Below are 24,832 nucleotides of genomic sequence, written 5' to 3'. Positions count from 1 at the left end.
TAACGTGCAGCCCCATGGAAGCTGTCGCTGAAAACAAGCCCGGGCTGCCAGTCTGGCTGTCCGTCCTGTTCCTGACCTTGCTGGCCACGGCCACGGACGAATTCATCATCGCCGGAGTCCTGCCGGCCGTCGCCGCGGACCTGGGGGTGAGTGTCGCGGCGGCCGGGCAGCTGGTGACCGCCTTCGCCGTGGCGTATGCCCTGGGCGCGCCGACGTTGGCGATGGTGTGCGAGCGGCTGCCCCGCCGGACGGTCATGGTCAGCACGCTGGCCGTCTTCGTCCTGGCGAACGTGGCAGCCGCTCTGGCGCCCGGCTACTGGTGGCTGATGGCAGCCCGTATCGTGGCCGCTCTGTGCGCGGCGGTGGTCACCTCCGCGGCGTTCGCCACCGCGGCGGCCGGGGCGCCGGCCGGGGCACAGGGCCGCTACCTGGCGGTGGTGACGGCGGGGATGACCAGTGCGCTGTTCACCGGCGTCCCGGCCGGGTCCTGGCTGGGAGGTGTGCTGGGCTGGCGGGCCACCTTCTGGCTGATCGCGGCCGTAGGGGGCGTCGCAGCCCTGGGGCTGCTGGTGACCGCCCCGTACGTACCGGGCGGTGAACCGGCCCCGCTGCGCCGGCGGCTTTCACCGTTGGGCAGTCCTGCCGTGCTGCGGCTGGTCACGGTCACCTTCCTGGCAGCCGGCGGCGGCCTGATGTTCTACACCTACCTCGGCGCCTACACGGCCGAGGCCGCCTCCAACTCCTACGGCCTGCTGACTTTCCTGCTCTTCCTCGTCGGGGCGGCGGGCCTGGCCGGAGCACTGCTGGCGGGACGGATCACCGACGCCTGGGGGCCACGGCGCAGCCTGCGGCTGGTGATCGGTGGCCATGCCGTCACGCTGGGCCTGGCGGCTGCCCTCGGCTTCAGCGGGGTAGGCAGTCCGTACGTGCTGGCCGGGGTGATCGGCTGCTGGGCCGTCTTCGCCTGGGGCCTCAACCCGCCCATCCAGGGCAGTATCCTCACGGCGGCCGGACCGGCCTCCGGCATGACCGCGCTCGCCTTGAACATCTCCGGCCTCTACCTGGGCACCGGAGTGGCCGGAGCCCTCGGCGGTACCGTGATCGATACGGTCGGCATCCGGTACGTGCCCTTGGCGGCCACCGTCTCGATGGCGCTGTCCTTCGCGCTGACGCTGCTTCCCTCGGCCCCCACCCACCGGCACACCGCCCGTGTCGCTCCCGCACCGGAGCGCGCGGATGCCTGACCGCGGCGGATGCCCCCGGGACGGCCAGCTTCGGCGACATAGGGCAGATGGGTCATGTCACGGGCCGGCAGCTCCTGGCTGACCGGGCGGTTCAGAGCCTCGCCGATCTCGTCCGGCCGCATGGTTCGGTTCCTCCTTCTCAGCGCAGTTGCTCGGCCAGTCCGACGATGATGCCCTCCGGGCCGCGGACGTAGCAGAGCAGACAGCTGTCCTCGAACCGGGCGATCTGGCCGACGAGTTCGGCGCCGTGAGGGCGCAGGCGGGCAACGGTGTCCTCGATGTCGTCGACGGCGAACATGACGCGGTGCGTGCCCAGGATGTTGTGCGGCCGGTCGCGTGGCCCGGCGCTGATCACCGCGGGGCTGTGGTACTTCGCCAGCTCGAGCCGGCTGTGACCGTCCGGGGTCCGGACCATCGCGATCTCACAGCGGACGCCGTCGAGCCCGGTGCACCGATCGGCGAAAAGGCCCTCGACCTCCGCCCTGCCCTCCAGCTCCATACCGAGCTCCACGAAGAACGCGATGGCGGCATCCATGTCCTCTACGACGATGCCGACATTGTCCATCCGCTGAATCGCCATGCGGGTTTCTCCTTCTTCCTCGAGCGGCCGCGGCGGCCGTTGATGTCCCTGGGACGGAGCCGGTGACACGTTCTCGACATCCGTAGGCCGCCGAACTCAGAAAAGCCGCACTCGATGCCGCCCGAGTCGGCAGCAACGATGTCACCTGCCCCTGTGACCTCACCCAGCAGTTCGGCCGCAGGGTGGCCAACCGCTTCCCTTCCCCGGCTCCTCCTCCGAGACCCGTCAGGGACGGCCCTGGAACCTTTCTCTGCGAGGCAAGGAGAATTCACTCGTACGGTTCGCGCAATGCGTCACCTGGCGTTCTGTGAGCGTGCCACAGTAGGACTCAGCAGGTTCACCCGTACGGCGGAGAGGGGCACCCAGTGCACGCTAAAATCGGTGACCGGCTTGTCGTAGGAGATCAAACCGGTTCAGGGTCTGGTCGAGAAGTGCAGATCATTGAAGTACTCGGCAACCAGGGGGAGCCGCCGTATCGCGTGCGTTTCGAGGACGGGCGCGAAGCCGTTCTGAGTCCTGGGCCCGGCTCTGTGATTCGCCGCAGCGGAACCGCATCCAACTAGCGCGCCACTCTTCCGCCTCAGCAGGGCCCATCCATCGGGCGGGCCTTTTGCGTGGGCCGACTTGCACGTAAGTACCTTGGCATCGCTGCAAGGTTGCGCGTTGCGACGGGGAACTCGGTCAGTATCTCTTCTTCATGTGGTAGAGGTAGGAGTATGCCGTTACCGGGCGTGGTGGGCGCGTGGTGGCGGCGATGGCACTGGCCACAGCCAGCAGCGCTGCCGAGACGTCTCCCTGCGCAGCAGTCCAAGTGGCCCCTGCGATCGAGAAGATGAGCGCTGCACTGGTGTGGCCGAAGGCCATTCTGAGCGACCTTCGCAGCTCGGCGGCCGCGTGCTCGATCTGCTCACTGCGATCACGCAGAGCTGCCGCGAACTGAGTGTCGGACATCTCTTCCGACGCCCTCACGAGTTGTCGCAGGCCCTCCGCATAGGCGCGATAGTCGGCCCCATGGCGGTTGCGGAAGTCCAGGATCTCGCCAAGAGGAACCCTTGACAGATCGACGCCGACCTCACGCCAGTCGGCGCGGATCACACGGTGCATCACCTGATTACGGCGCCATCCTTTCTGAGCGGGACGCTCAAGGTCCCGAAATGCCGGCCCCACGGATCCCGGAAAGCTCTGCATATCTCTCATCACGGGCTGCAGCGTGATGTCTGACGCCTGCATCTCGCGGTGAAGTGCCCGGCAATAAGCCATCAGGATCATCAGGCGGACGTCCTGGTCAATGTGCCAAAGACCGTTGGCAGACCGGAATGTCAAACCCTGACGCCTCATCACCTGTATGAATCTCTCCGCTTCCGGGTTCGTCGACCAGTGTCGGGCCCAATGCAGTGAAGCGATCGCCGCTGCGGCATGGGGATCAGGGGGCCGTCGGCGTGGCCGGCTCTCCAGCCAGTCGGTCAGCCCGCGCGCCAGCGTGGAGGCCGCCTCGGGACTCAGACAGGTGTGGGGGTCGAGATTGATCAGGAGGCCCTGGTCGTGCAGCGGCTGGGCCAGGTCCGGGCTCCGGTCGAGCGTCTCGGCGGCGAGATCCGCCGGCAGGGAGAGAGCCACCCCGTCGAAGAACAGCAGGAGCGACTTGATACAGCCCTCGTGATTGGCCGGCCAGATCCAGTCGGGCGCGTAGTAGAGATAGTCCTTGGAACCTGCGCGTTCGACCCCCATGGCGACGATGGTCCTCCGCGAGCAGGCGTGTTGCCCCCGCGTTGCAATTGTCTCCGCAGGACTCTCGCCCAAAACGCCAGGGGCTCCTGATGTCCTGCGCGTATACGGTCCGGGCGAGGCTGCAGTGACCGGCCTGTATGTGTTGTGTGGGCAGGCGACTGTGTGGTCAGTGCGCGGCCCACCGAGCAAGAGGCTCTGGCCCGTAACTACGAGAGTCTCTGGTCCGTAACCACCGAGAGGTCCTGGCCCGTAACCACGGCCAGCACGCCCGTCCGCAGCAGGCGGACCGTTACCGGCGCTGCGCCGGGCAGTTGCGCCGCCGTCCTGGCATCGCGGTGTGCTGGTGTCTACATACGGGGTGAGGTCGGCGGGTGGCAGGACGGGGAGGGAGGTGTTCTCAGGAGGATTTGAGGAGTTCGGCCAGTCGAAGAGTGTCGTCGAGGTAGCGCTCGTAGGGGAAGCCGGCTTCGATGAGCTTGGCGCGGAACTCGTCGTAGAGAGGCTTTCCGGCGGTGTGGAAAGCCTTCCGGCCGGCGTCGGTAAGCCTGACCAGGCGCCGGCGCGCGTGTGCGGGGTCGATCGTGACCTGCACCAGGCCATCCGCTTCGAGCGGTCGCAGCGCCCGGCTGATCGCCGGGTCGGACACCGACAGTGCCTGCGCCAGCTGGTGCTGTGTCGCCGGCTCGATGTCCTCCAGCGTTCCCAGTAGCCGTATCTGGCTGTAGGTCAGGCCGTCCCGGTCGTCGGTGCGCTGCCGGGCCGCCTCGCCCAGCAGCATGACCACACGGTGCAGCAGGTCTGCGAGTCCTTCGTCCACGGCATCAGCATAGCAAAGTATTGACTGGTTAATGTTAACGGGTTAAGACTGGTGTCATGGACAACGTCAGTTACCTCACCCAGTCAGCCTTCCCCGTGGTCTGGATCCTGGTTCCGGCGGTCGGGGCCTTCGTGCGGGCCCGCCGCGTCGCGTCACCCCGAGAACGGCTGGAGATCTGGCAGCGCTGGTGGGCCATCGGCGCCTTCGGCATCGGCAGCCTGTGGATGACGGTCGCGTTCCTCGTCTTCCCGGACGTCATGGCCACCGCGATCGGCTTCGACCGGACGCCCTTCATGTTCGAGATCGCCTTCGCCAACCTCGGGCTGGCCGTCATGGGCTTCCGCGCCGCCTCGGCCTCGCCGCGTGAGCGCATCACCATCGGACTCGGCGGCGGCATGTTCCTGTGGGGAGCCGTCGTCGGCCACCTCTACCAGTGGTTCGCCAACGGCGACCACGCTCCCGGGAACACCGGCGGCGTCCTCGTCAACGACCTCCTGATCCCGGCGGTCATGATCATCCTGGCCGTGCGGTCCCGGCGCCTGGCTGTCACACCCCGGCCGGCCGGCTCGGTCACCGCCTGACACCGTGCGGGCTGTCCTCGCCATGGCGGCACGCGCCCCACCGTCGACAGCACGTCGACGGCGCCGAGGTCCTGCGGGTCCGGTGTCGGCCCGCTGTGGCGAGTGCCTGGCGGGCGGGGGCTCGGCGGCGTGGTGCGCCGTGGCGGGACGTGGCGGGACGTGGCGTGGCGTGGCGGGGCGTGGAGATGGGAGTCGGGCCGGCGACGTTGGGCGGTGGGACATCGAGCCCACTGCCTGGCCCCGGCCGCCGACCGCCGGCCGCCGCGCTGAGGCCCGGCACGGTACGCACTCCCCGGTCGGCGCGCTTCAGCGGGCTCGCGGCGGGGCGAGCTGCTGTGCCTATGCGGGCTCGGGGTGGACTCGATCTCCACGCCTCATCAGGAAGAAGACCTGCCTACCCAGACGCCTGTCAACGTATCCCCAGGCATCCCCTACCTCGAAACGAACCGCACCGAGCTCAAGAGGACTTGTTTGTTAGCGCTGCAACAGTTAGCGTGTTAACCATGGAGGGATTGAAGCGTGAGAGCACGCTGGAGCTGATGCGGTGGGTTGTGTGGGGGCAGCGACGCATCGCCGATGACTGGATACGGGAACGCGGCCTCACGCACGAGCAGAGTGCCGTGTTGGCGTACCTGTCGAAGAACCCGGATGCCATTCAGCGTGACGTCGCGCGGACCATGCGCACCAGTGCGCCGAGCGTCTCGCGGCTCCTGGCCGGACTTGAGCGGCGCGGACTCGTAGAGCGCCAGACGCAGGAGGGTGACACGCGCAGCCGTCGGGTGCATGTCACTCCAGCGGGCTCCGAGCTGATCCAGGGTTTCGAAGAGGCCATGGACCGTGTCGAGGAGTCGATCCTCGCGCCGCTGGGTGCCGCAGAGCAGGCGCGGCTCCATGAATTCCTGGAACAACTCGCCTCCCGGATCGAACCGCCCCACTCTCCCTGACCCGGCTCTGCTGCTCCGTGCGGCGGCCGAGAGTCTCGCGGGCAGGGCCGTCGGTTCATTCACCAACAGTGAGGAATGCCTGTATGACTCAGATCACGATCATCGGTGCCGGTCTTGCGGGACTGACACTGGCACGAAGCCTGGCGGTTCACGGAATCGCGTCCACGGTGTACGAGGCGGAGGCATCTGCTCAGGCCCGAGGCCAAGGCGGCATGCTCGACATCCACGACTACAACGGACAGCACGGGATCCGCGCCACCGGCCTGATGGACGGCTTCCGATCCCTTGTCCTCGAAGGCCGCCAGGCCTCCCGCGACGTGGCGCCCGACGGCACCATCCTGGCGGACCAGCCCGATGACCCCGCCGGAGGCCGCCCCGAGGTGCAGCGTGGCGAGCTGCGACAGTTGCTGCTGGAATCCCTGCCCGCCGGCAGTGTCGTGTGGGGCCACAAGACTCGGAGCGTGCGGACCCTCACTGACGGCCGTCACGAAGTGACCTTCGCCAACGGATCGACGATAGTCACCGACATCCTCGTCGGTGCCGACGGCGCCTGGTCGAAGGTCCGACCGCTGCTCTCCGATGCCACGCCCGCCTACGCCGGACGCTCGATGGTCGAGACGTACCTGTATGAAAGCGACACCCGGCACCCTGCCACCCTGGCGCTGGTCGGCGGCGGGTCGATGACCGCCTATGACGAAACCACCCGCATCGGTCTCGGCGTGCAGCGTGAACGCGCGGACACCCTGCACTCCTACGCCATGTTCGACCAGCCGCTCGACTGGTTCGACGGCATCGACTTCACAGACGGCCCTGCGGCCGCCCGCACCGTCGCGGCGATGTTCGAGGGGTGGGCGCCGGAGCTCGTCGCCCTGGTCGCGGACAGCGACATCCCGCCGATTTTCCGCCCCTTGTACGGACTGCCGATAGGGCACCGCTGGGAACATATACCCGGGGTCACACTCATCGGAGATGCCGCGCACCTGGCACCGCCAGACGGTGAAGGAGCGAACTGGGCGCTCTTCGACGCAGGTCAGCTCGGCAACGCCATCGCCGAACAGCCCACGGACATCGACGCGGCCATCCGAGCCTACGAAGCCGCGCTTTTCCCACGGAACATTGACACCGCAACCGCCGCCGCAGCCTACTACCCCGAATTCGCACCCTACTGATCACAACAACCAGATAAGTCCGGGGTTTCACCGCAGGTATTGGGCGCGGCGGTGGGTGATCAGGCAGCTGGCGAAGCCGAGGAAGGCTTCGTGAATGTCGTCGCGTCGATCCCAGCGGATCCGCAGTCGACGGACGCCATGCAGCCAGGCGATTGTGCGCTCGACCACGTAGCGGAAGCTGCCCAGGCCGCTGCCGTGTTTCTGACCTTAGGCGGCGATGACTGGCCGGATCCCGCGCTGTCGCACCAGGCGGCGGTACTGGTCGTGGTCGTAGCCGCGGTCGGCCAGGAGTGTGTCTGGCCGACCTCTGGGACGGCCGATGACGCGGCCACGGCCGGGATCTTCTCCAGTAGTGGCAGCAACTGTGTGTCGTCGCTGCGGTTTCCGCCGGTCAGCGACACCGCGAGCGGGACGCCCTGAGCGTGGATGATGACGTGGTGCTTGCTGCCGGCCGTACACGGTCGACCGGGCTGGGCCCGCTTTTTCCGCCCGCGCCGAGCGGCCCGCACAATGCGAGAAGTCGATCCCCCCTCGTCATGTTGTCCGTACTCCTGCAAGAGGGTCGCTGGCCTCCGGGCCCGGCAACACCTACTGGACCTTCCCCACGACCCCCGCGGGCACGGACGTCTGTACCCCGACCCTGACCGGGCCATATATAGGCTGACCTCCTGATCCATAACCTTCGCTTCAAAGGAGCCGCACCCAACCCCGCTTCACCCCGTGGGAGCGCCTTCTCCACTGGGCGATCCCACTCCTGCAGGGACTGCTCGATGAGCCGGTTGGCCTGCTCGCGGACGCCGTCCAGGAAGCCGCAGGCACGTTCCATCCGGATCAGGGCCGCCAGGCCGGGCCCGCTCCCACGTCGTTAAGGCTCAGCAATCCCCACCCGCTTTCGGGCAGATGGCACTGACCGAGCCGTGGACCACTCGCAGGAGCCGCCCCGACAGCGGTGACGAAGCCTTTGGCGGGCCACCCCACGCAGCCACCGGCACCGGTAGCGGCGGCCGGGCCTACAGGTTGTCGCCCCACCCGCTCTGAACCGTGGTCTGGAACGCCCACGTGCCGCCACGGCGGATCAGGATGTCGGCGTACCGCAGTTGCCGGGCGGGTCCGGGCCTCCCGTCTCGTGGCTGAGTCCGTGAACACCCACGGCCATTGAGGGCGAGAGGAACACCGGCGTCCGGGTGAACTCGAAGGCGATGTCCTGCTCCTCCTCGCCCATCACGTGCGCCATCGTCGGGGTGAACTGCTCCCGGCCCCACTGCGCCGAGCGGCCGTTGCCGACCGAAATGTCGCTCACCAGGCTCAGCGGAAGACCACCATGTCCGCCATCCGCTCGACGTTCCGCTGCGCGCTTTGCGCGTCGTACTCCGCGAAACAGGCGTCCAGGCTCGTCCGGTCCTCATCGGTCGGCTGGTACCCGGTGTCGGACGAGAAGGCCACGCGCACTTCCCCTCGTTCGACTGCGCGGCCGCCGGGCGTGGCCGCGCGGAGAGGAAGGTACGTTTCACGAGGGCCAACTCTCTCGGCAACCCTCGGCGCCGCGGCCCTCACCCTCGGCATGTCCATCGCGGCCCCCAGCGGCCGCCACCCCATGCGGGTTCTACGAGACTTCGAGGGACGCATTCCACCACCACTGCACGAACGACGGCACCCGCGTCATCATCGAAGTGGAGGTGCTCGGGCCCAACTGCAAGCGCTGTGTGGGCCCTGGAGTGACATGGCTGGGGCCCGCCGGGAAGACCGACGGTACGCGGTACGCCGGACGTACCTGCTGACGCCCCGAGACTGCGGCCCCGGGCGGCTGTGCCCGGGGCCGCGGCGGGGAGAGGGCGCGGCTCAGCGGCCGGCGGGCGGCACCGTGGGTCTCGCTCCGTAACGCTTCTTCCTCTTCCGCGTCGTCACGCCTCGGTCCCCGCGTACTCCGACTCCTGCGTGGCCGCCTTGCGATACCGGGTCACGGCCATGCGGGACAGGAGGATGGAGGCGGCCGTGACGGCGAGCCACAGCGGTCCCATGAGGATGTGCAGGGCTCCGAGCCAGGCGATCTCGGCCTGGCGGTAGAGAATCACCTGTGCCACCAGGCTTGCGAGGCTCACCAGCGAGATGAGCAGTGTTGTCGCCCCGTAGAAGCGCCGGAGGGGCCGGTACGAGCGCCACTGCGGCGGGCCGCCGACCAGCCGGTTCGCGATCAGACCGGCCAGCGGGCGGCCGGCAGCCACCGACAGGACACAGACCAGCGTCGCCACGGCCGGTACCAGGATGGGCAGCAGGAAGAATCCTTTTGCCTCCCCGGTGCCGGCCGCCACGGCCGCACAGGCCACCGCCACCAGCGCGCCGATGACGGCGTGCCGTACCTGCTCCTTGGCACGCAGACGCCAGGCGAGGACGACGATCACCGTCACCGTGGTGGACACCAGGGCGAGCCGCAGGCCGCCGAGACGGTCGGCGACGACGAACACGAGGGTGGGAGCCGCGGTGGCCACCAGTCCCGAGGCGCCGCCGAACCGTTTGATCACCGCCTTCCCAGGGCTGAGGCCGGAGCCCGGGAGGGGGCTGTGGGGGGCGCCACCCGTCGAGACCTCGCTGTGTGGTGTGTCCATGGCTTCCTTCCGTTCGCCACAGTTGCGGCGGGCAGCCCGGGCCGCCGGGGGGGCGGCACGTGCTCGGTTCCCGGTCCGCGCCGGAGGATGGCGCGCCCCGCCGTACCCGCCGTGGCAGGCAACGTACGGCGGGACGCGTAGGCGTGCGAGGTGTCAGGCCGAAACGGACGCGGACGACGGCATGCCGGCGGTGCCCTGCGCCATGTCGAAGGGGCTGGGCTGCGGGACCGCCCCCCGGTCACGCCACACCACGCCCCGGCGTTCGTGCGCGAAGAGGTGCTCGACGGCCAAGGCGATCTTCGGACCGATCTCCCGGTCCAGCAGGTGCAGGGCCAGGTCGAGACCGGAAGTGACGCCTCCGGCAGTCACCAGGTCACCGTCGTCCACGACGCGGGCGTGGACGACGGTGACGCCGTTCTGGGCGAGCACGTCCACGCCCTGATGGTGGGTCATCGCGTTACGGCCTTTGATGAGCCCGGCCATCGCCAGAACCAGCGAACCCCCGCAGACCGTGGCCACCGTGGTGCCGGGCGTGGCGAGGGCCTTGGCCAGCAGCCCCGGAAGCTCGGTGGTGAGGGAGTTGCCGATGAGGACGGGGATGGTCGCGCCGGCCGGTTCCCCGGTGGGGGCGTCCGTCCCCGCGGGCAGCGTGCCCGCCGCGCCGGGTACGACGATCAGGTCCGCGCGGCCCGGGTCCAGCGGGGCAGCGGCCGTCAGGGAAATGCCGGGAATCCCACTGGGAACCTCCCTGGTCCCCTCGGCGCTGACCAGTTCGGCCCGCACCTGGTCGGTGAAGTTCCCGGCGGCGCTGAACACCTCGTACGGGGCGATGACATCCAGCGGGTCGAAGCCGTCGAAGAGGACGAACTGGGCGAGCATGGCGCTTCTCATTTCTTCCGGGGCTGCCGGTCTCTTGACCGCGCCCCTCACGCTAAGCAGCGCGGCAGGAGCAAGCCATGGGCTGGATCGACAGTCTCCAACGGGTTCTCGCCAACGCTATGAGCTGTGGGTTCTTTCTGCTGACCGACGTTGCACATGGGGCCGGCCGTTGGCGGGAAGCGGGGGGGGGGGAGAGAGCACAGCAGCGGCCTTGTCGTGGCTTCGGCTGGGCGTCGTGCGTCAGCCGGTGCGGGGCGGCGAGTACCTCCAGGACGCTCCGTAGTCTCGTGGGCGTGACTCGGCGGACACCAAGCTGGAGCCCACCCGTACGGCTGCCCAGAGTCTTATCGCGAAGTGGTGACGGCAGCCGCCAGCTCGCGCATTCCAGTCGAGCGTGGGTGGCGCTGGGCCAGGTCCGTGACGATCCGGCTGGTAGCAGGCCGGTCGCGGACTTCGCCGCGCGAGGCCCGTACGGCGTGCAGCAGCGCCTCGACGGCCGACTCGGGCTTGGACATCTGCCACCAGGCGCGTGCGAAGGGTGCCCTGTTCGGTGGCGTACGGGTGCGCCGGGGACCGAAGCGGCCGGGCCCGGCAACGGGGTGCGCCGGGACGGAATGAAGTGATCTGGCCACTCAAGCTTCGGTGGCCCACATTCAAACTTCGGCGGCACTCACTCGCACTTCCCTGTCGCAGGACACCCGTCACCGGCCGGAGCGGAGAACGTACACAGCCCTACGGGACCGATCGTCCGCGCGGCTGGGTCACAGCAGGTGCTGCGCCCGAAGGCCCGTCACGTACTTGGTGATCAGGTCCTTCGACAGGTGGGGAATGTCGTTCTCCTCGTCGAGCGCGGCAGCTCGCACGGCCGCGCGGAATCGGTCCGCCGGCAGGGCGGAACCAGGCAGGGGCTGCTCCGGCTTCGCGAAGGCGTGCAGCAGGGGGAGCAGCGAATGCTGCCGCTGGCGGTCGGGCAGGCCGCGTATGGCGGTTTCGAAGCGGTCGAGCCACTCGTCGTAATCGTGGATGCGTGTCAGGGGGTGGCCTGCTGCCGCCAGCCAGTCGACGAACGTGTCGAGTGAGATGCCGTCCTCGTGCGGGTTCACGACGTTGAAGGTCCGGAACCCCTCCCGTGTGCCGTCGCCCAGTGAGGCGATGGCCTGCGCTGTGAAGTCCACGGGGAGCCCGTCGTAGTGCCCGCTGACAGCACCCGTGGCGGCGCCGGTGCCGGTGCCGGTGCCGGCGTCGGTACCGCTGTTGTCGGTACTGGTGTCGGAACCGGTGCCGTCGCCGACGCCCCGGTCGTAGAAGCTGCCGGGAGCGATGCCTGTGGCCAGCAGGCTCAGCAAGAGGCGTGTGAAGACGTCCGGGAGGTTCAGCTGGCCCCGGTAGCGTCGGTGCGCGAGGATCATGTTCGAGCGGAACACGGCGACCGGCAGGCCGTACGCGTCGTGCGCCTCGCGCAGCAGTACCTCGCCCGCCCATTTGCCGGCCGCGTAACCGTTCGCGTATCCGCCGTCGAGGTCGCGCGTCCCGCAGACCGTGCGGATGTCCGCCGTCTCGTCGGCCGCGGCCTCGGAGCCGAAGACGACGGCGACCGTCGACAGGTAGGTGAACTGCTTGATCCGGGAGGTGAGCGCGAGCCTGATCAGTTCGGCCGTACCCAGGACGTTGGGGGCGAACTGCTGGTCGTACGGCAGGACGTGGTTGACGAGTGCCGCCGGGTGCACGATCAGGTCCACGATGTCGGCCAGCCGCTGCCAGTTCTCCTCGTCGAGCCCGAGGCGGACCTCCCCGATGTCGCCGGCGACCACCTCCAGGTGCTCGGCGGCCAGGTCGTGGTATCGCTGGAGGAGTTCCGGGTCGCCGCTGTCGAAGGCCGCGTCGAGCCGTGCCCGGGCCGTCGCGTCGGTGCTGCCACGGACCACACACACCAGCGTGCCGCCGCGCTCAGCGACCCGATCCAGCCATTCGAGGCACAGGAAACGGCCCAGGTAGCCGTTGGCGCCGGTCAGCAGGACGGTCCGTGCCTCGGGCAGCGGGCCGGCCGGCCTGCCGGTCTGCGCGAAGGCTTCCGTGTCGAAAAACGCGTCCAGCGTCAGGTCGCCCGCCACGAGCCGCGTCGCGTTCGGTCCGTGGACGCTGTCGGCGGTCGGCCGCCGGTGCCCCGCGAGGGCCTTCTCGATGTGATCAGCCACCTGCCGGAGCGTGTTGACCGGGTTGATGACGACGTCGACGGGCACATCGACGTGGAAGATCTCTTTGAGCAGCTGGGAGAAGGACAGGGCGGAGAGGCTGTCACCACCGAGTTCGAGGAAGTGGGTGCCGGGCGTGACGTCGCCCTGTCGGTGGCCGAGGAGCGCTCGGGCGGCCCGGAGCACGGTTTGCGGTACCGACTGGGACAGGCCGGCCTGGCGCAGCGCCTGGAGTTCGTCGGGCCCGCGCTCGGTCAGTTCGGTGTACAGCGCTTCGAGGCGCTCGCCGTAGCGCTTCGTCAACGCGGGGCGCAGCAGCTTGCGCACTCCGGAGAGCAATCCGTTCTGCTGGCTGAACGGCTCGGTCTCGATCAGGAAGTCCCGTGGCACTTCGTACGCGTTGAGGCCTGCCTCGGTGGCGAGGCGTTGCAGGGCCTCGCGCAGGATCGACCTGAGGCGCTGGGTGTCCTGGCCGGCGCGCTCGATCGCGTCCTGGGTGGGCACGATGACGGCGAGCAGATAGGCACGGGAGCTGTTGCCGTACACGAAGACCTGCTGGACGGCCGGGCTGCCGGCGAAGAGGCTTTCCAGACGGGAAGTGGCCACGAACTCGCCCTGTGAGAGCTTGAGGACGTTGGAACGGCGGTCGACGTACTCCAACGCGTCGGGACCGGTGCGAGCCATGATGTCGCCCGTGCGGTAGAAGCCGTCCTCGTCGAAGACCTGGGCGGTGGCATCCGGCCGCTGGAAGTAGCCGGAAAAAAGCCGGTCTGACTTGATCAGCAGTTCACCCCTGGGGTGCGGCGAGTCGGTCCGGAAGTATCCCAGCTCGGGCACGTCCGCCAGTTTGTGATCGGTCACCGGAGGGCTCAGCACCCGGCCGTCGAGCGAGACGATTCCGGCTTCCGTCGACCCGTAACCGTTGAGCAGCTTGACGTGCAAGCACTTCTCGACGAACGCCGTCAACTCCGCGCTCAGCGGGGCCGAGGCGCTGACGGCCCACAGGAGCCGGCCGCCCAGCACCTTCTCCCGGAGTTCCTCCTGTACGCGCTCCGCGTGCTCGGCCGCATCTCCTGCCGCCTCCGCCTCAGCCTCCGCCTCCGCCTCGTTCCGGGCCAACTCATTCCGGTAGCGCTGGAAGAGCATGTCGCTGATACGGGGCACCATGAAGAACTCGGTGGGGCGGACCAGGGACAGGTCCTCGAAGAGCGTCGACAGGTCGCTCGACGCCACGAAGGAGGCGAGGCCCCCCTTGGCGAGCGTGCCGAACAGCACCCCCCGTCCCATCATGTGGCTCAGCGGCATGTAGTTGAGCACGATGGACGGCTGTATCCCCTGGCCAGGCACGAAGTCGACCCAGAACTGCCGGACAAGGCGCTCGGTGTACATGGCGCCCTTGGGGGTGCCCGTACTCCCCGAGGTGTAGATCAGCAAGCTGAGCGCGTCGGCCGTCGTCCCCTCGGGGCTCCGGGGGAACGGGGGCAGGGCTCGTCCTCGTACGATCACCGACTCCAGCGTGTCCAGAGTGACACCTCGACCCTGCGCAGCGAGCCGACCGCGCGCGAGCCCCAACTGCTCCTGGTGGGCGGTGATCTCCGGACGGTGGCCGAGAACGACGATCCTGCCCAGCGACGGGGCATCCGCCGCGAGCTGGAGCGCGACGTCGAGGTGCGCCATGTCCACCGAGAGCAGACGCGGCCCGGTCTGCGCGACGATGGGCGCCAGCTGCTCCACCGAGGCGCCGGCCTGGAGGGGAACGCTCACCGCACCAGAACGGACGCACGCCAGATCCACCACGGTGTACGCGGTGCTCGGGGCACCGAGCACCGCGACGAAGTCACCTCGGCTCACGGCGTGGTCGGGGTGGTGCCGCCACTCGGAGGCCACCGCGCCGACACGTTCCCACAGTTCGCCGTAGCTGATCGTCTCGAAGCGCTCCAGGAGGCGCAGCGTGGTACGGCCCGTGTCCGGGTCGGTGACGGGCTCCGCGGCACGCTCGCCCAGGGCGGGGCGGTCCGCGTACCCCTCCATCACCGTGGCCACGAGGTCGCCGAGCGGGAGGCCCGGCCGCCGGATCGCTTCGGTGACGGCGTCCAAGGGCGCGGCGTCGCGGAACTGCGGGTCTGTTGCGTAGAGGTGAGCGGAGCGTTGTGCGGTGCGGGTGGTGGGTGAGGCGTGTGTGGTGCGGGTGGTGTGTTCGGTGTGGGTGGTGTGTGCGGTGAAGGCGTTGGTCGGGGGCTGTGGGTTGGGCATGGAGCTCTCCTTTGTGGGTTGGGAGCGGGCGAGGCAGTGGTTCCTGTGGACTGCGCCATGCATCCCGGCGCGGCAGCTTCGCTGGAGCTGCTGGTGCGTTCGCTCTGGAAGGCGGGGGAGAGGAGCAGGTACGCGCGGCTGCCCCGTCCGAGCAGGGGTACGCCGGAATGGACGGCGCGGGGTGGACAGCAGTACGGCCGGGCCGGCGGTCAGGGCGGTCACGGCGGTCACGGCGATCGCGGTGATCGCGGCGATCGCGGTGACTGAGGCCCCGGCGACGGTCCATCGTTGGCCGTGACGGCCCCGGGTGAGCAGGGGCAGGAGACTGCTGGCTGTGAGAGAAGAGCAGCGCGATCAGCCGGTGTGAGGACAGCATCCGTCCGGTGTGGTGCTGGCCGTGCAGCGGGGGATCGAGCTGCTGGCAGCCACGCGAGGGCGGCGTAGAAAGACAGCGGCTGCAGCCCCACGAAGACGGGACCTATCATGCCGGTCGCGAGCGCCAGGGGGCCGGGTTGCGGGTCACGCTGGTGGCGGCGTGGGGCCTACGGAACCTGTCGTCTCGTATCCTGGGCAGCCAGGCCCAGGCAAGGAAGGCCATGTTGGCGAAGGCGTCACCCCAGGGGAGAGCCAGGGCAGAGTCAGGGGAAGTTAGGGGAAGCCAGAGGAAGCCAGAGGAGAGCGGTGTGCCAGGAACCCGGCAAGGTGGGAAAAGCGGTGCGGAGATCGCGGAGGAGACCGTGGCCGTGCTGCCCGCTCACTGAGGGAACCGACTGGACCACGATTGCGACGGTCGGCGCGTCGAGACCTGCCACCAGTAGGCGCGCGGTGCCGAAGCGGTGTGAGGCCCGAACCACCAGAGGAGATGTCCTGGCGAACGTCAGCAGGGGAGAGGGTGCTCAGCAGGCCGCCCCGACTCGACGTCAGGTCGCTGCCGTGCTCGATCGCGGGCAGCAGCGCCCCGATACGGGCGGGACCGGCACGCAGGTGCACCGTCACGAGGCAGATGGCGAAGACGACCCTGATAGACACGGCAGGACGGGTGTCGTCGGCGGCCGGTGCCTCAGAGGCGGAGTGCCGCCGGGACATCGAAACGATCCGCGGACTCATCGAACCTAGCCGCGGACTCATCAAATCTGACCGCGGTCTCATCGAATCTGGCCGCGGTCTCATTGCAGCTAACCGCGGACTCACTCTCCCTCCGCCACGCGCGGCGCCCCGGCCTCGTGATCGCGGGTGAGCTGGACGATCGCGGCTGCCGCGGCGCGGGCGCCGCTCTCGTCCTGATCCTCGATCGCGTTGACGAGGCGCCGGTGCAGGGCGGCATGCTCCTCGGCGCCGGCGGCGTCCCAGGGGAGGCCTCCCAGGGAGGAGGTGAGAGCCGTACCGAGGTGGTCGTACATCTCGACCAGGAGGTCGTTGCCGCTCGCCCGGACGACGGCTCGGTGGAACAGCGCATCGACACTCTCGGCCGCGGACCTGTCCGCGCCGGCGCAGGCCGCGTCGGCATCGGCCAACAGCTCTCTCAGCTGCTGCAGCTGTTCCTCGCTGCGGCGCAGGGCGGCGGCCCCCGAGGCGTACTCTTCGAGAACGGTACGCAGCTCAAGAACGTTGTTCCGTTGCGCGGAACTTGCTCGCCGCACCATGACCGACTGGAGCTCACTCGACGCACGGACGTAGGTGCCGTCCCCCACCCGGGCCTCCAGCAGACCGAGGTGCACGAGCGCGCCGAGCGCCTCCCGCAGCGTGCTGCGCCCGACCCCCAACTCCTCGATGAGGGCCTGCTCCGGCGGGATGCGCGTCCCCACGGGCCATCCACCTGCCTCGATGTACGAGCGGAGGCTGTCCACGAGCTGCGCGGACAGGCTGGCCGTACGCCGCGGTGTACTGATGCGTTTCATGAAGACAGCATACAGACAAACGTCAGACATTTGAATAACAGATGAGGCTGCGTAGGCCGAATCGCGCCGCCGACTCCCGGGCGGACCGGTACCTGTGGACCTCTCACTCCGGGGGCTCCGGAGCCCCCGGAGCCCTGGGGGCTTGGCCTCTCTGGTGCGTGCAGCTGACGGCCGTCTGGCGCGGCGGGCACAGCGAGCGCGAGGTGCCGGTGACACAGGCGGACGCGGGCTGCAAATCTGCAGGCTTTTCTGTGGCTGCACGGCGTCGTGGAGCGCAGGGAGGAGCGCCTGCTCGACAACCGCTTCCCCCCGCCCTCAGTGCGGCGAGCTCTGGTAGGAAGTCGGCTGCTCGTGACTTGGGCTGGTGCGGCTGGTGTCGGCGGCGCAACCGGCCTGGCAGAGGAGTACGTCAAGCCGAAGAACCAGCCCACCGCCGCGCAGACCGCCAACTGGGGCGAGCCTGAGCGGGAGCAAGTACACCGAGGCTCTACGCCGCGCGACGCCCGGCATTGTGCCGCACGCGCCGCACGTGCCGCACGTCCTGCCGCTCCTGGCTGCGCACTCGGGGAACACACCGCCTGGTCGGGGGGCGAGGCGGCCCAGGCGCACAGCGGACAGCGGGTCATGGTCCCGGGGCGTCCGTCACGTCAGCCGCAGGGCCGCCGAGTGATAGGCGGGGACCGCGGGGACGCGAGGCGAACGGGGCCCGAGGGCGGGCCAGGTCTCCATCGGCCGGAAGGCAACGAGTGAGCGCTGGGGCACCATGCGCAGCCCAACCATCACCATCTCGATCATCTCGCCGCTTGGCGGGTGATATGGGGCCGGGACGGGCTGGGCCGGAGGTTGCGCCTGGTTCCCAGCGCGGGCCCGGTCCCGCCCCGGTTACGGCACCGACTACCCGTTCCGGCGTGGCCGACTCGGGCGAAGATGCGTGCGCATCCGTTTCCGGACTTCCCTCAAGCGAAGTGAGGGCGCGACATGGGCCCGCTCCGGATCACGGTGATCCGGGGCGGGCCCACGGGGTGTTGGGTGGCGGGTTCAGCTCACCATCGGTACCAGCGGCCGCGGCGACCGCCCGACCCGGCGGACCGCAGGACGAAGCCGAGTAGCCAGATCACCAGTACGGCGACGGCCACCCACCACAGAGCCTTCAGAGCGAACCCTGCACCGAAAAGGATCAGTGCGAGAAGCAGTACGAGTAGCAGCGGAACCATGATTATCAACCTCCGCAGCGACGTGTGCCCCGCGCTTTCCCTGTCACACTCGCAACTTTTCTGCCGAAGACGATGCGGCGGTTTGTTTGCGCGCCCGGGAGCCGGGCACTCGCGCCGACAGGCAACAGTGCTGATGGGAGGATGTCATGAGCGCGAGTGAGAAGGCCAAGGCCAAGGTCGAGCAGGCCAAGGGCGCCGTGAAGAAGGAAGCCGGCCGCGCCGCGGGCAACGAACAGGCGACTGCCGAAGGCCAGAACGACAAGACGAAGGGCAGCCTTCGGGACGCCAAGGAAAAGGTTAAGGACGCTTTCCGGCACTGAATTCCGTCTGAAACGACGCGTGGTCGGGGTCGCAACCGCAGGTTACGGCCCCGACCTGCCATGCCGTGCGCCGGAATGATTCGGCCTCGGCATTCGTAGATATTCCGTAGATATTCGTCCTCCACGCCACACAGGACAGACCCCGCGCCACCGTTCTTCACCAACGCAATGGCGGGCCCCGCGGCCGAGATGTACGAACGCAGATCTGGTGGGCGGCCGCCGGACGGCCAGCTGTTCGAGATCACTGGCTGGACAGCGGAGGAGGCCGCCACAAGCACCGTGGTGATCACGGAGCTCGGGAAGTTCGGCGCCGTCGGCCGGGTACTGTACGAGCCTCGGCCGGGAGATACGGGCCGGTGGGACCGGGACGCAGACGCCCCCTGAAAACCGGGATGTTGCCGCGGACGGAACGCATCGGCTGCGAGGCGGCTGCGCCTGGTGCGCCGTGGCGCTGGACGGTGTGGCGCGGTACATGTACATGTACCGCATGCGGGACAGCGGGTGCGGTGACCGACGGTTGTGGACCAGGCACGCAAGATCGTGGTCGAATACGCGCCGTCGAAGGTGACACTGCGACCGGTGACGCTCCGTCTGGGCCGCGGCCCGCGAGAGTGTTGCCGCATACGGCGCCGATACCCCGGCGCCTGTCCTCTGGCATGCTCACCCCTACCCCTACCCCTATCCCCATGCCCAGACTCAGGCCCGTCTTGGCGTCGGTGATGCACAAGACCAAGACTCTGACGAGACGAAGTACCACGCCGCTCTCGTTGGAAGAGAAGCCGCGGTCGGTCGATCCGGCCCTTCGAGACCGACCTGTCTATTTCCGCCATGGCGCATCGAAGAGAACGTTCTTCACGCCGGGCCCGAAGGCGGCAGCCTGGCCACCGACGCGGATGCGAGCGCGGCCTGAACGCCACGGCGCCCCGGACCGGAAGGTCCGCGGCGCCGTGGCCGGTCGCGGTCAGGCCAGGAGGAACGCCGCGGCGGTCACCGCGCCGCAGGACGCGCCGGCCACGGTCTGCGCGACGGTGTGGTACGTCAACGTGACCCGGGACCAGCACACCGCGATGGTGAGCAGGTAGGCCAGCAGCCACCAGGGCGAGTGCACGACGGCGAGCAGGGCGGGGACCGCGGAGGCGACGGCGGAGTCCACGGAAATCTTCCAGACCGTGTTGACGGCCAGGAGGACGACGGTCATGGCCCACAGGGCGAGCATGGCGACGAGGATGCCGGACGGGGCGTGGCCGAGGACCATGACGAGTGCCCCGAGCCCGACGGACGCCAGGATCACCAGGAAGATGGGGCCGCGCTTCGTACGGTCGACGACGTGCCGGTCACCCCAGGTGCCGCGCTTGCGCTGCCACTCGATGTACCCGGCCGGGACGAGTCCGGCGCACAGTGCGCCGAGCAGGCCCCACGGCAGACCGGTCCAGTCGCCCGCGGCCGCCAGGCCGATGCCCGACATGCCCACCACCAGGACGTTGCGGGGCTGGAGTACGTCGGTCACGGCGCGCGCGGCCGTCGTGGTGGAGGTGGTCGTCATCTGGCTGTCTCCGTGGTGCCGAGCAGGTCCTGCATCGCCTTGGTCTGCCTGCACGCCTTGACGACATGCAGGCCAGGCCGGGGCCACCGGTACGACCAGTGCCCTCGGTGCACCGGGCCCGGGCCACGGCCGGTCTGGACGGCAACCTGGTACTCGGCTTGGCCGTCGGCGTGGTCCGGGTGCGCCATCACCGGCGCGTACGCCCGAGAGCCGTCGTCGTAGACGTACCGGGCCGACTGGTCGCCCGGCAGCCGGCACCACTCCCGCGGCTCGGGCCCGTCTTCGGGCCGCCGGGGTGGGACCTGCTCGCGTTTCTTGATCTGCTCGCTCACGTGTCCATTGTGCGAGGAGCCCCGAGACGGGGTGACTGCCGGTCTACGGGGCGCGGGCCTGGTGCTGTTTCAGGAGCGCGGCGAACAGGGAAACGCCAGGCACGTGAATGCGTTGCAGACGGTTTCCATACCGTTGTTGACCGCGTCTTCCCAGCACGATGTCTGGCTTGGCATCGTCGGCAGCGAAGATCAGGTTCTTGGAGCGACCTGACGGTCCCTTCGTGAACCGGCCTCTGTACCTCGCCTCCAGCACTCCCTCCAGTCTGGGCGCTCGTCCGTCAGATGTCGTCGTCGGAAGCCGTCATCGGAAGCCGTCGTCAGAAGCCGGCGATCGTTCAGGTGGCCCGTGGAGGCTGTGACAGGTGGAGGAGCGGTATCGTTGTCTGACCCAGTCCCACAGAACCGCGCCCGTGATGGTGTTCGGTGACCGTGGCGAGGGCGGGGCCGCTGAGCGTGAGGAAGCGATGGGGGAGCCGCGGGCGGGCCGGGCCGGTTCGTCACCGGTGTCGGGCTGCCTTCGGTCCGGCGCTCCGTGTACTCGTTGTTCTCCCCTGAGACGGAGGCGGCCCGAAGCTGTACTGCCCTCCGAGCGCCATGCACGCCAGGTGATCCGGTATCCGGTTGCTCGTGGGATCAGCTGGCCGCGGTCGTCGGGGTGGGTTCGTGGTCGGCGGGCTCGGATGTGCTCCCGGGAGCGCGGCGCTACTGCCATTGTCTGTCGAGGGCGATCACCGAGCGTGAAGAGCTGGCCACCTGGTGACGGAAAGCCAGCCAGCAATATCCGTATGGGTGCGGGAGTGATTGCAAGCTCCGGCGAGATGCCTCAGCAGTCTGAAGTGGCCAGCGTCGCGCCAACTGATTGGTATCCGGAATCCGTCACCGGCCCCGCCGACGCTGAACAACCGGCGCCGGGCGGATCGGGAGGCCCCGCCGGGCGGTTGCCTGGCGCGGTGTAAGCCACCCGGCTGCCACTCGTTGGCGCCGCTGCGTGGTCCGAGTTCCGCGCGGCCTTGGGCGGCGCGGTCGGGTACTTTCGACGGGTGTCAGTCGTCGGCGGCGATGAAGTCTGTTATCGCGGCAGCGACAGCTTCGGGCTGCTCGTCGGGGATGAAGTGTCCAGCGTCGGGCACGACGATTCGGGTGGTGTTGTCGGCCCAGGGGCTGATGGAGGCGGCCATGTCCGGAACGGAACCGTGGCTGCTGGAGATTCCGAGGATGGGCACGGTCAGGTGCCGCCGCTTGAGTGCCTCGCGGTTCTTGCGCGCTGACTTCGCGGCGTCCCGGTAGTACGCGAGGGAAGCACGCAGGCCGCCGTCGGCGGCGACGGCCGCCGCGTAGTGGTCGAGTTCGGCGGCGTCGAATGTATCGGGAGACAGGGCTTTCACCTTCAGGAACCAGCCGACGTATTCGCGTTCGCGGCCGGTAAGCAGTGTCTCGGGCAGGTCGGGCACGATGTGGAACGCGAAATGCCAGGTTTTCCACGCTCGGTCCGGGTCGGTGGGAATCGCCTCCGGGAGAGTGATACCGGGAATACCGGCGTCGAGCAGAGCGGCCCCGCGCAGGTGGCTCTCGAAGTTGAGGGCGAGGGAGAAGGCGACCCAGGCGCCGATGTCGTGGGCGACCAGACCGTAAGTCGACACTCCGAGAGCCTTTACGGCGGTGTGGACGTGCGCGGCGACCGTGTGCGTGTCGTAACTGCCCTCCGGACGCTCGGAGTGGCCCTGACCCGGCAGGTCGATCGCGATGACGCGGAACCGGTGGGTGAGGCCGGGCATCACCTTTCGCCAGGCCCACCAGGTTTGCGGGAAGCCGGCGAGCAGGACGATGGCCGGGCCGCTCGGCCGTCCGCCTTCAACGACATGAAGGCGGACACCGTCCGCGTCGACCCAGCGGTGAGTGAATCCGGCCAGATGCTGCAGGGGCAGATCGCGGATGGGGTTGCTTTCGCAGACATGCGAAGTGCTGGTTGCTGGGCCGGTCACGGGGGTCCTCCGTCGGTGTCAGGTGTCAGGTGTCAGGTGTCAGGCGCCAGGTGTGCGGTCGGGCGGTCGGACGGTGTAGGCGACGGCGGTGGCTGGGACCACGTGGTGTGTTTCTCGCGCGGTCGCAAGGTGCGGGGCATGCCCGGCCATGACCACGCTCGCAGGCTAACACGTCTTGAACTGACCGGTTCAAGATAGAATGGGGCGCAACACATTCCGAACCATCGACGCATCGGCAAGGAAGTGCCCGCGTGGCAGGCAAGAAGCAGTTCGACATGGACGCGGCACTCGACGCCGCGATGATCCAGTTCTGGCGCGACGGTTACGCCGACACGTCATTGGACGATTTGTCTCGGGCGACCGGCCTGAACCGCAGTTCCATCTACTCCTCCCTGGGCGACAAGGACACGCTCTTCCTGCGCTGCCTGGACCTCTACGCCGCGCGCTATGGCGAGAAGTACGACGCCGCCCTGTCGTGTGCCGCCTCGGAACCTGTCGCTGCTGTCCGTGCCTTCTTCAACGTCACCTTGGAACGCATCGCCGACCCCGAACTACCTGACGGGTGCTTGATTGCCCAGTCCGCCATGGCCATTCCAGGGCTGAGTCCGAGCGTCGCAGCGCACACCAAGCAGACGCTCGGCTCCCAGCGCCTGCGCCTGCGCGCCGCGCTGAAGGCCGGCCGACTGGCCGACCCGGACGCCGAGGCCTTCGCTGTACACGTGGCGGCCGTGAACCAGTCACTCGCCGTCATGAGCAGGGCCGGGACGAGCCCGGCGCAGCTCCTGGCTGTCGTGGGCGTGACCGTTGACGCGCTGTCGCAGGCGTTGCGCGCGTAACGCATCCGATACGGCCGTCGGACTCGCAGCCTGGTCCGCGCAGACCTTTCATGAGTTCGAGGTGTGCGCGGTAGTGGCGCCGAGGAGCTCGGACCGAGCGGCTTCATCAGCGAACGCAGTGGTCGGAGACGTAGACGATGCGGCGGGCCAGTTCACCCCTGCTGATCGAGCGGATCGTGCTGGCTGAGCGCGCGGGCCGTCCGATCGGCCGGGACCTGTGGGAACGGGTATCGCGTGTTACCTGTGAGCCGGCCGCCACGGTGGCGCGGGACATTGCGGGGGAGCGCTACTGGAAGAGCGAGACAACCCTGGCGGACCTCCGGGCCGTGTACCAGCGGATGCTCCAGCACCGCGACATCGCCGATGCGTTCGACGACCGGGACTACTGACGCCGGCGCGCCGCCGGAGCCCGAACCTCGGGACGTTGCTCGGACACCGGCAGCCGGGACGCGCCGGTCCTTTCCCCGGTGCACCGCACGCAGTGGTCTGCAGCGCGGGACGGCAGGCCGTACGAAGCTCCGCCGCCCGTGAGCCGCCGAGGACACCAACCGACAAGCAGCGGCGACCGGGCCACGATCCGGTCGCTGATTACGTAGGGAAGTGGGCTGCGCCGACACCGTGACCGGGTCGGTTCCGTGACGGGTACGGATGAAGTGTGCCGCCGTTCCCGCTGCCCGCAGAACTCGCACTGGCGCGCCCCGTCGATGAAATCCGCAGTGGGCGGGGGCGGAGTCTCGAAGCCGAGCTGGACGGTTTTCCGGACCACTAGCTTGCGTCTCATCGGAGGGGCTGGGCGGCGCTCCCATGCACCGCGGTGGTGCTCAACCGCGTACTGCCACTGCCCGTACGGGCTGTGACCTCGTGCGACGACTTCCCGCGCCTCGTCTGTGTCCTTCAGTCGCCGATGGTTGTCAGGAAGCCGCCGATGGCGTCGGCGATCGCTTCGGGAGCCTCCAGAGGCAGCAAGTGCCCGGTACCGGGGATGTGGGTCATGGTTGCGTGCGGAACGTAGGGCAGCAGGCATTCGCGCAGCAGGCTGGGCGGTTCGACCTTGTCGTGTTCTCCCGCCAGTATCGTCACAGGGGTGTCGATGCGCCGGGCTTGCCCGGTGATGTCCTGTGCGATTCCGTGCAACGGCCACTCCGTGCGCGCGTCGGGCGAGGCGGCGAGACTGTCCCGTACGACCGTGTCACGTACCGGTTTCGACAGGGCGACAGCGGTCAGGACGTGATCGAGGGCCTCTTCCACGGTCACGGGCGAGTCGTAGGCGTGCGACAAGCCTTGCCGGTACTCCGGTGTGACGACCGCGGCCGGCAGCGCGGGAGCGGGCCCGACCAGCACCGTCCCGGCCAGCCCGGCAGGGCGGCGGGCCGCGGCCAGCAGGCTGACCTTGCCGCCCATCGAGTGACCGACGAGAACAAAAGGCCCTGTGACGCACTCCTCGACCACCCGGAGGAGGTCGTCGGCGAGTTGGTCGAGGTGATACGGCCCCGGCAGCTCACGCGACGTGCCCCAGCCGCGCTGGTCGAAGCGGACCGTCGCCTGCTCCGGCGGGAGGAGGCGGACAACCTGATTCCACGTGCCCGCTGAGCCACCCCAGTAGTGCGTGAACACCAGCGCGGGCCCGCCGCCCCGGCCCCCGACGTACGCCTCCAGGCAGCCTCCCGCTACGGCCACAGTTTTTGTAACATTCGACATCTTCGCGCTTCTCCTCATC

25 protein-coding genes and 1 pseudogene are annotated in these 24,832 nt (G+C 68.8%); 10 read left to right on the top strand and 16 right to left on the bottom strand.

Annotation, left to right across the window (positions count from 1 at the left end; genetic code table 11):
• The first annotated feature begins 14 nt into the window (after positions 1-14).
• On the top strand, positions 15-1,244 hold the full coding sequence (locus AB0L45_RS30075; protein WP_365845448.1) for an MFS transporter: 1,230 nt from the start codon (positions 15-17) through the stop codon (positions 1,242-1,244).
• 139 nt (positions 1,245-1,383) lie between these two features.
• Here AB0L45_RS30075 and AB0L45_RS30070 read toward each other — a convergent pair whose 3' ends face one another.
• The gene (locus AB0L45_RS30070) at positions 1,384-1,824 is read right to left on the bottom strand and encodes a VOC family protein (protein WP_365845446.1); all 441 of its coding nucleotides are present in this window, start codon (positions 1,822-1,824) and stop codon (positions 1,384-1,386) included.
• A 365-nt stretch (positions 1,825-2,189) separates the two neighbouring features.
• Between AB0L45_RS30070 and AB0L45_RS30065 the strand changes: the two genes are divergently transcribed.
• Positions 2,190-2,387, top strand: coding sequence for a DUF1918 domain-containing protein (locus tag AB0L45_RS30065; protein ID WP_365845444.1), 198 nt, complete (start codon positions 2,190-2,192; stop codon positions 2,385-2,387).
• A 118-nt stretch (positions 2,388-2,505) separates the two neighbouring features.
• Here the strand turns inward: AB0L45_RS30065 and AB0L45_RS30060 are convergent, their stop codons facing one another.
• Positions 2,506-3,552: a hypothetical protein gene (locus AB0L45_RS30060; protein ID WP_365845441.1), complete on the bottom strand. Its 1,047-nt coding sequence runs from the start codon at positions 3,550-3,552 to the stop codon at positions 2,506-2,508.
• Between the two features lie 397 nt (positions 3,553-3,949).
• Positions 3,950-4,369 carry a MarR family transcriptional regulator gene (locus tag AB0L45_RS30055; RefSeq protein WP_365845439.1) on the bottom strand — a complete coding sequence of 140 codons (420 nt, stop codon included), beginning with the start codon at positions 4,367-4,369 and terminating at the stop codon, positions 3,950-3,952.
• A gap of 56 nt (positions 4,370-4,425) precedes the next feature.
• Here AB0L45_RS30055 and AB0L45_RS30050 point away from each other — a divergent pair, with 56 nt between their 5' ends.
• From AB0L45_RS30050 to AB0L45_RS30040, 3 genes are all read left to right on the top strand, one after another.
• Entirely contained in the window at positions 4,426-4,950 is a 525-nt protein-coding gene (locus AB0L45_RS30050) for a DUF6790 family protein (protein ID WP_365845437.1), read from the top strand.
• 503 nt (positions 4,951-5,453) lie between these two features.
• Positions 5,454-5,894, top strand: coding sequence for a MarR family transcriptional regulator (locus AB0L45_RS30045; protein ID WP_365845435.1), 441 nt, complete (start codon positions 5,454-5,456; stop codon positions 5,892-5,894).
• An 83-nt stretch (positions 5,895-5,977) separates the two neighbouring features.
• Positions 5,978-7,063, top strand: a complete 1,086-nt coding sequence (locus tag AB0L45_RS30040; protein ID WP_365845433.1) for an NAD(P)/FAD-dependent oxidoreductase — start codon at positions 5,978-5,980, stop codon at positions 7,061-7,063.
• A 27-nt stretch (positions 7,064-7,090) separates the two neighbouring features.
• Here AB0L45_RS30040 and AB0L45_RS30035 read toward each other — a convergent pair.
• From AB0L45_RS30035 to AB0L45_RS30025, 3 genes and pseudogenes are all read right to left on the bottom strand, one after another.
• Positions 7,091-7,530, bottom strand: a pseudogene (locus AB0L45_RS30035) (transposase); the annotation flags it as partial.
• Between the two features lie 608 nt (positions 7,531-8,138).
• Positions 8,139-8,363 carry a hypothetical protein gene (locus AB0L45_RS30030; RefSeq protein ID WP_365845431.1) on the bottom strand — a complete coding sequence of 75 codons (225 nt, stop codon included), beginning with the start codon at positions 8,361-8,363 and terminating at the stop codon, positions 8,139-8,141.
• Positions 8,364-8,368: 5 nt separating this feature from the next.
• Complete coding sequence (locus AB0L45_RS30025; RefSeq protein ID WP_365845648.1) at positions 8,369-8,506, bottom strand: hypothetical protein; 138 nt, start codon at positions 8,504-8,506, stop codon at positions 8,369-8,371.
• Between the two features lie 20 nt (positions 8,507-8,526).
• Between AB0L45_RS30025 and AB0L45_RS30020 the strand changes: the two genes are divergently transcribed.
• Positions 8,527-8,841 (top strand): DUF6355 family natural product biosynthesis protein, encoded by a 315-nt coding sequence (locus AB0L45_RS30020; protein ID WP_365845638.1) that lies wholly within the window; start codon positions 8,527-8,529, stop codon positions 8,839-8,841.
• Positions 8,842-8,964: 123 nt separating this feature from the next.
• On the opposite strand, the gene AB0L45_RS30015 is transcribed toward AB0L45_RS30020, so the two are convergent.
• From AB0L45_RS30015 to AB0L45_RS29990, 6 genes are all read right to left on the bottom strand, one after another.
• Entirely contained in the window at positions 8,965-9,666 is a 702-nt protein-coding gene (locus AB0L45_RS30015; RefSeq protein WP_365845429.1) for a DUF3159 domain-containing protein, read from the bottom strand.
• A 153-nt stretch (positions 9,667-9,819) separates the two neighbouring features.
• On the bottom strand, positions 9,820-10,545 hold the full coding sequence (locus tag AB0L45_RS30010) for a DJ-1/PfpI family protein (RefSeq protein ID WP_365845427.1): 726 nt from the start codon (positions 10,543-10,545) through the stop codon (positions 9,820-9,822).
• Positions 10,546-10,889: 344 nt separating this feature from the next.
• Positions 10,890-11,060, bottom strand: a complete 171-nt coding sequence (locus AB0L45_RS30005) for a hypothetical protein (protein ID WP_365845425.1) — start codon at positions 11,058-11,060, stop codon at positions 10,890-10,892.
• Between the two features lie 246 nt (positions 11,061-11,306).
• Positions 11,307-14,990, bottom strand: a complete 3,684-nt coding sequence (car, locus tag AB0L45_RS30000) for a carboxylic acid reductase (protein ID WP_365845423.1) — start codon at positions 14,988-14,990, stop codon at positions 11,307-11,309.
• 1,187 nt (positions 14,991-16,177) lie between these two features.
• The gene (locus AB0L45_RS29995) at positions 16,178-16,888 is read right to left on the bottom strand and encodes an FCD domain-containing protein (protein WP_365845421.1); all 711 of its coding nucleotides are present in this window, start codon (positions 16,886-16,888) and stop codon (positions 16,178-16,180) included.
• A gap of 1,043 nt (positions 16,889-17,931) precedes the next feature.
• Positions 17,932-18,102 (bottom strand): hydrophobic protein, encoded by a 171-nt coding sequence (locus tag AB0L45_RS29990; RefSeq protein WP_365845419.1) that lies wholly within the window; start codon positions 18,100-18,102, stop codon positions 17,932-17,934.
• Between the two features lie 146 nt (positions 18,103-18,248).
• Between AB0L45_RS29990 and AB0L45_RS29985 the strand changes: the two genes are divergently transcribed.
• The gene (locus tag AB0L45_RS29985) at positions 18,249-18,422 is read left to right on the top strand and encodes a CsbD family protein (protein ID WP_365845417.1); all 174 of its coding nucleotides are present in this window, start codon (positions 18,249-18,251) and stop codon (positions 18,420-18,422) included.
• A gap of 961 nt (positions 18,423-19,383) precedes the next feature.
• Here the strand turns inward: AB0L45_RS29985 and AB0L45_RS29980 are convergent.
• Together AB0L45_RS29980 and AB0L45_RS29975 are read right to left on the bottom strand one after the other, a co-directional pair.
• Entirely contained in the window at positions 19,384-19,965 is a 582-nt protein-coding gene (locus tag AB0L45_RS29980; protein WP_365845415.1) for a hypothetical protein, read from the bottom strand.
• Entirely contained in the window at positions 19,962-20,297 is a 336-nt protein-coding gene (locus tag AB0L45_RS29975; RefSeq protein WP_365845413.1) for a hypothetical protein, read from the bottom strand. The genes AB0L45_RS29980 and AB0L45_RS29975 overlap by 4 nt, the downstream gene beginning before the upstream one ends.
• A gap of 31 nt (positions 20,298-20,328) precedes the next feature.
• Between AB0L45_RS29975 and AB0L45_RS29970 the strand changes: the two genes are divergently transcribed.
• Positions 20,329-20,508, top strand: coding sequence for a hypothetical protein (locus AB0L45_RS29970; protein ID WP_365845411.1), 180 nt, complete (start codon positions 20,329-20,331; stop codon positions 20,506-20,508).
• An 832-nt stretch (positions 20,509-21,340) separates the two neighbouring features.
• On the opposite strand, the gene AB0L45_RS29965 is transcribed toward AB0L45_RS29970, so the two are convergent.
• Positions 21,341-22,279 (bottom strand): alpha/beta hydrolase, encoded by a 939-nt coding sequence (locus AB0L45_RS29965; protein ID WP_365845409.1) that lies wholly within the window; start codon positions 22,277-22,279, stop codon positions 21,341-21,343.
• Positions 22,280-22,530: 251 nt separating this feature from the next.
• On the opposite strand from AB0L45_RS29965, the gene AB0L45_RS29960 reads away from it, so the two are divergent.
• Both AB0L45_RS29960 and AB0L45_RS29955 read left to right on the top strand, forming a co-directional pair.
• On the top strand, positions 22,531-23,115 hold the full coding sequence (locus AB0L45_RS29960; protein ID WP_365845407.1) for a TetR/AcrR family transcriptional regulator: 585 nt from the start codon (positions 22,531-22,533) through the stop codon (positions 23,113-23,115).
• 137 nt (positions 23,116-23,252) lie between these two features.
• Entirely contained in the window at positions 23,253-23,504 is a 252-nt protein-coding gene (locus tag AB0L45_RS29955; protein WP_365845405.1) for a hypothetical protein, read from the top strand.
• Positions 23,505-24,009: 505 nt separating this feature from the next.
• Here the strand turns inward: AB0L45_RS29955 and AB0L45_RS29950 are convergent.
• Positions 24,010-24,792 (bottom strand): alpha/beta hydrolase, encoded by a 783-nt coding sequence (locus AB0L45_RS29950; protein ID WP_365845403.1) that lies wholly within the window; start codon positions 24,790-24,792, stop codon positions 24,010-24,012.
• Positions 24,793-24,832 lie beyond the last annotated feature (40 nt).

Origin of the sequence: Streptomyces sp. NPDC052496 (assembly GCF_040679095.1) — a bacterium.
In the GTDB taxonomy this organism is placed as follows: Bacteria; Actinomycetota; Actinomycetes; order Streptomycetales; family Streptomycetaceae; genus Streptomyces.
This window is presented reverse-complemented; position numbering and strand designations above follow the sequence as displayed.

What these genes read in the sequence shown, in the direction of transcription:
- AB0L45_RS30075 (WP_365845448.1), top strand. Translation starts at nt 15, where the DNA reads ATGGAAGCTGTCGCTGAAAACAAGCCCGGGCTGCCAGTCTGGCTGTCC.
- AB0L45_RS30070 (WP_365845446.1), bottom strand. Translation starts at nt 1,824, where the DNA reads ATGGCGATTCAGCGGATGGACAATGTCGGCATCGTCGTAGAGGACATG.
- AB0L45_RS30060 (WP_365845441.1), bottom strand. Translation starts at nt 3,552, where the DNA reads ATGGGGGTCGAACGCGCAGGTTCCAAGGACTATCTCTACTACGCGCCC.
- AB0L45_RS30050 (WP_365845437.1), top strand. Translation starts at nt 4,426, where the DNA reads ATGGACAACGTCAGTTACCTCACCCAGTCAGCCTTCCCCGTGGTCTGG.
- AB0L45_RS30045 (WP_365845435.1), top strand. Translation starts at nt 5,454, where the DNA reads ATGGAGGGATTGAAGCGTGAGAGCACGCTGGAGCTGATGCGGTGGGTT.
- AB0L45_RS30040 (WP_365845433.1), top strand. Translation starts at nt 5,978, where the DNA reads ATGACTCAGATCACGATCATCGGTGCCGGTCTTGCGGGACTGACACTG.
- AB0L45_RS30015 (WP_365845429.1), bottom strand. Translation starts at nt 9,666, where the DNA reads ATGGACACACCACACAGCGAGGTCTCGACGGGTGGCGCCCCCCACAGC.
- AB0L45_RS30010 (WP_365845427.1), bottom strand. Translation starts at nt 10,545, where the DNA reads ATGCTCGCCCAGTTCGTCCTCTTCGACGGCTTCGACCCGCTGGATGTC.
- AB0L45_RS30005 (WP_365845425.1), bottom strand. Translation starts at nt 11,060, where the DNA reads ATGTCCAAGCCCGAGTCGGCCGTCGAGGCGCTGCTGCACGCCGTACGG.
- car (WP_365845423.1), bottom strand. Translation starts at nt 14,990, where the DNA reads ATGCCCAACCCACAGCCCCCGACCAACGCCTTCACCGCACACACCACC.
- AB0L45_RS29995 (WP_365845421.1), bottom strand. Translation starts at nt 16,888, where the DNA reads ATGAAACGCATCAGTACACCGCGGCGTACGGCCAGCCTGTCCGCGCAG.
- AB0L45_RS29990 (WP_365845419.1), bottom strand. Translation starts at nt 18,102, where the DNA reads ATGGTTCCGCTGCTACTCGTACTGCTTCTCGCACTGATCCTTTTCGGT.
- AB0L45_RS29985 (WP_365845417.1), top strand. Translation starts at nt 18,249, where the DNA reads ATGAGCGCGAGTGAGAAGGCCAAGGCCAAGGTCGAGCAGGCCAAGGGC.
- AB0L45_RS29980 (WP_365845415.1), bottom strand. Translation starts at nt 19,965, where the DNA reads ATGACGACCACCTCCACCACGACGGCCGCGCGCGCCGTGACCGACGTA.
- AB0L45_RS29955 (WP_365845405.1), top strand. Translation starts at nt 23,253, where the DNA reads ATGCGGCGGGCCAGTTCACCCCTGCTGATCGAGCGGATCGTGCTGGCT.